The organism is Falsiroseomonas sp. RANM36 (assembly GCF_056682175.1).
In genome coordinates this window covers 27,862-31,526 of record NZ_JBWXTD010000008.1, presented here as the reverse complement: position 1 = coordinate 31,526, position 3,665 = coordinate 27,862, and the positions used below count along the sequence as shown (strand labels likewise).

The window sequence follows — 3,665 nt, the reverse complement described above, 5'->3', positions numbered from 1 at the left end:
GGGGGGGGGGGGGGGGGGGGGGGGGGGGGGGGGGGGGGGGGGGGGGGGGGGGGGGGGGGGGGGGGGGGGGGGGGGGGGGGGGGGGGGGGGGGGGGGCGGCGGGGGGGGGGGGGGGGGGGGGGGCCGGCCCCCCGGCCCTGACCTTTTCTCGGTTGTGCTGAAAGGCTAGGAAAACCGCCATGAAACTCCTCCGATACGGTCCCGCCGGCGCCGAGAAGCCCGGCATGCTCGATGCCTCCGGCACGATCCGCGACCTCTCCGGCGTCATCGCCGACCTCAAGGGCGATGCGCTCTCCCCCGCCGGGCTCGCCAAGCTCGCGGCACTCGATGCGGCGAAGCTGCCGGCGGTCACCGGCAATCCGCGCCTCGGCCCGCCGGTGACGGGGCTGACGAACTTCGTCTGCATCGGCCTGAACTACGCCGACCACGCGGCGGAGACCGGCGCCGCGATCCCGAAGGAGCCGATCGTGTTCCTGAAATCGCTCGGCGCGCTCTGCGGCCCGAATGACGACGTGATCATCCCGAAGAACAGCGTGAAGACCGACTGGGAAGTGGAGCTCGCGGTCATCATCGGCAGCACGGCGAAATGCGTGCCCGAGGAGTCCGCGATGGACCATGTCGCCGGCTATGCCATCTGCAACGACGTGTCGGAGCGCGAATGGCAGATCGAGCGCGGCGGCACCTGGGACAAGGGCAAGGGCTGCGACACCTTCGGCCCGCTCGGCCCCTGGCTGGTGACGAAGGACGAGGTCGCGGATCCGCAGGACCTGGCGATGACGCTGGATGTGGACGGCCATCGCATGCAGAACGGCTCCACCCGCACGATGATCTTCGGCGTGCGGCACCTGGTTTCCTACGTCTCGCACTTCATCACGCTGCATCCGGGCGACGTGATCTCCACCGGCACGCCGCCGGGCGTCGGGCTGGGCCAGAAGCCGCCGATGTTCCTGAAGGCGGGGCAGGTGATGAAGCTCTCCATCCAGGGCCTCGGAGAGCAGACGCAGCGCACGGTGGCCTATTCGGGCTGATGTCCGACCTCACCGTCCTGATCTTCGACTTCCCGAACGGCGCCTTCGGTCCCGACCGGACCGAGGCGCTGAAGCCGCTGGCCGAGGACATCGCCGGCCAGCACGGGCTGCTGTGGAAGATCTGGACCGAGGAGCCCGCCGCCGGCCGCGCCGGCGGTGTCTATCTGTTCGAAAGCCGCGCGGCGGCCGAGGCCTATCACGCGATGCACGCCGCGCGGCTGGCCGCGCGCGGCGTGACGGGGATTGAGGCGACCTATCGCGGCGTGAACGCGCTGCTCAGCCGCATCGACCGCGCGCCGATCCCGTAGCGCGCGCCCGGCCGCCGTCGATCAGGGCGAAAGCCGCCCCAGCCGCAGGAACTGCGTCTCACCGGATGTGCCCTGCACGCCGTCATTGTCGGTGACGGCGAAGGCGTTCCCGGCTGCATCCACCGTGAAGCCCTCCAGCTTCTCCAGGACCGTGCCGCCGGTCGCCACGAGATCCGGCACGATGTCGCGGACCAGGCGCTTCGTGACGACAGGCACCTGCGCCGCGCCCGGCGCCGCGGGGGTCAGGCCCGCGACGGAGACCTCGTAGAGGCGCTTGATGGCGCCACCGCCCCACTGGTTGTTGCGCTCGATCACGATGAAGCGGTCGGCACCGATGGCGGTGATTTCCGAAAGCCCCATCCAGCCCGCCGGCGTCGCGCCGAGCGGGTAGTGCAGCACGCCCCATTCGCCGGTGGCGACGCGGTAGCGCAGCAGCTTCGCATGGCCGCGCGGATCGTCGCGCCATTCGCGCTGCACGGCGATCCACACCGTCTCCTCGGCGCCTTCGCCGGTCACCGTCACGCCCTCGAAGCCGAAGCGCGTGGCCTGCGCGGCCATCGCCTCCGGCAGCGCGATCTCCTGCTCGATCGCGCCGGAGGCGGAGACGCGGAGCAGCAGGTTCTGCGTGCGGTTCTGCTCGCGCTCGGGATTGCCTTCGGAGGCGAGCCAGAAGCCGCCGCCCGCGCGCGTCGCGATGCCCTCGATGTCGAGGTGCTGCGCCGGCCTGCCTTCCCGCGTCACGGTCACCGAGGCGGTGATGCGCGCCGGGGTCCGGGTCGCATCCAGGGTCAGGATCTGCGCCTCGGCGTAGTAGCTGTCCGTCACGGCGAAGAGCCGGCCCGGCACGCCCCGATCGGCGGCGAGACCGGACAGCGCGCCCCACGGGATCGGCGTGCCATCCGGGCCGTTCGTGGATTCGATGGTCGGATAGCGCGCGGGGCCATCGCCCAGGCGATAGAGGCTGAGCGCGGAGCGCAGGCCCGTCTCCGGATTGTCCGCCTCGGCGGCCGCGACGAAGAGGCCGCGTGCCGGGATCGCGAGCAGGCCCTCCGGCCCGGCGCCGGCGGGCAGCACCTGCAGGAAGCTGGGCGCGCGGCCCGGCCCCTCGTCACGCCAGACGGTCACGATCGAGGCGCGTTCGGAGCCGATGAAGATCAGGCGCTGGCCGTTGAAGGTGCCGACCTCGACGCCCTCGGGCTCGTTGCCGCGGGCAGCGCTGCGCGCTTCTGGATAGTGGCCGATGCGAATCGCGAGATGCTCCAGGACATTCCCGGAATCCCACTCCACCGTGCCGTCGCGGCGGAAGATGGTGAAGCCGCGGCTGCCGGTGACCATGTCGCCCTCGTTCGCCGTGACGAAGCGGTCGTCGTCCAGCCACTTCACCGCATCGGGCTCGCGCACCAGGTTCTCGAGCGTCTGGGTCGGGCGGATCACGCCGTCGCGCCTGCCGTCCACCTGCGCCAGCGTGACGCGCCCGGCGGGGAAATGCGCGGTCACGCGGCCGGAGGCGAGGTCCACGATCGCGATGTGGTTGTTCTCCTGCAGCGTGACCACGGCCTCGCCACGGCTGTTGATGTCCACGAATTCCGGCTCGGGATCGGTCGGTGCGACCTCGGCGAGCCCGGTCAGGTCCACGCGGCGCATCGCATCGCAGTCGAGACCCGATCCGGTGATCGGGATGATGGTGAGATTGCCGGGCGGCAGTTGCGGAATGGCGCCGCGGTTCAGCCGCTCGTCGCGCTCGTTCTCGATGACGATCGCCAGGAAGCGCCCGTCGCGGCTGACCGCCGTCGCATCCGGCTGACCGCCGAGTTCGCAGCGCTGCAGCTCGCGTCGCGACGCGATATCCACCACGGCGACGAAGCCCGAGGGCTCGCGCTTGTTCGGCGAGGTGTCCGCCACCGCGAAGGCGCGCGTGCCGAACGCGGCGACGGATGTGGTGTCCCCGGCGAGGTCGAGGAAGCCGGCCGGCCGCGGCGCCGCCGGATCGGTGATGTCCACGAAGCCGATGCCGCGTTGCTCGCCGTCGGCATAGATGAGCGTGTTGCCGTCGCCGCTCGCGGTCACGATCTCCGCCACGGAGCGTCGCGCGCGGTCGCGATCCGCGGGCAGCATGCGCTGCGCCTCGATCGTGGCGATGCGGTGGAAGACCTGCGGCGACTGCGCCGACGCAGGCAGCGCGACGACGCTCGCGAGAAGAGCGATGCGCAGGCTGGATCGCATGAAGGAACCCCGGTGATGCGGGGCGGAGCTATGCGCGGCGGCGCGGCGCCCCCCCCCCGGCCCCGCGCCCGCGGAGCCAAGCATAAGCCAACGGTGGGGGGTGACC

At 71.9% G+C, this 3,665-nt stretch carries 3 protein-coding genes; 2 read left to right on the top strand and 1 reads right to left on the bottom strand.

The window, feature by feature from the left end:
- Positions 1-179 precede the first annotated feature (179 nt).
- Positions 180-1,028: a fumarylacetoacetate hydrolase family protein gene (locus AC1MIR_RS25785; protein WP_480031037.1), complete on the top strand. Its 849-nt coding sequence runs from the start codon at positions 180-182 to the stop codon at positions 1,026-1,028.
- Complete coding sequence (locus tag AC1MIR_RS25780; RefSeq protein ID WP_480031036.1) at positions 1,028-1,336, top strand: YdhR family protein; 309 nt, start codon at positions 1,028-1,030, stop codon at positions 1,334-1,336. Before AC1MIR_RS25785 ends, AC1MIR_RS25780 begins: the two co-directional genes overlap by 1 nt.
- A gap of 21 nt (positions 1,337-1,357) precedes the next feature.
- On the opposite strand, the gene AC1MIR_RS25775 is transcribed toward AC1MIR_RS25780, so the two are convergent.
- The gene (locus tag AC1MIR_RS25775) at positions 1,358-3,559 is read right to left on the bottom strand and encodes an esterase-like activity of phytase family protein (RefSeq protein WP_480031035.1); all 2,202 of its coding nucleotides are present in this window, start codon (positions 3,557-3,559) and stop codon (positions 1,358-1,360) included.
- Positions 3,560-3,665: the final 106 nt, after the last annotated feature.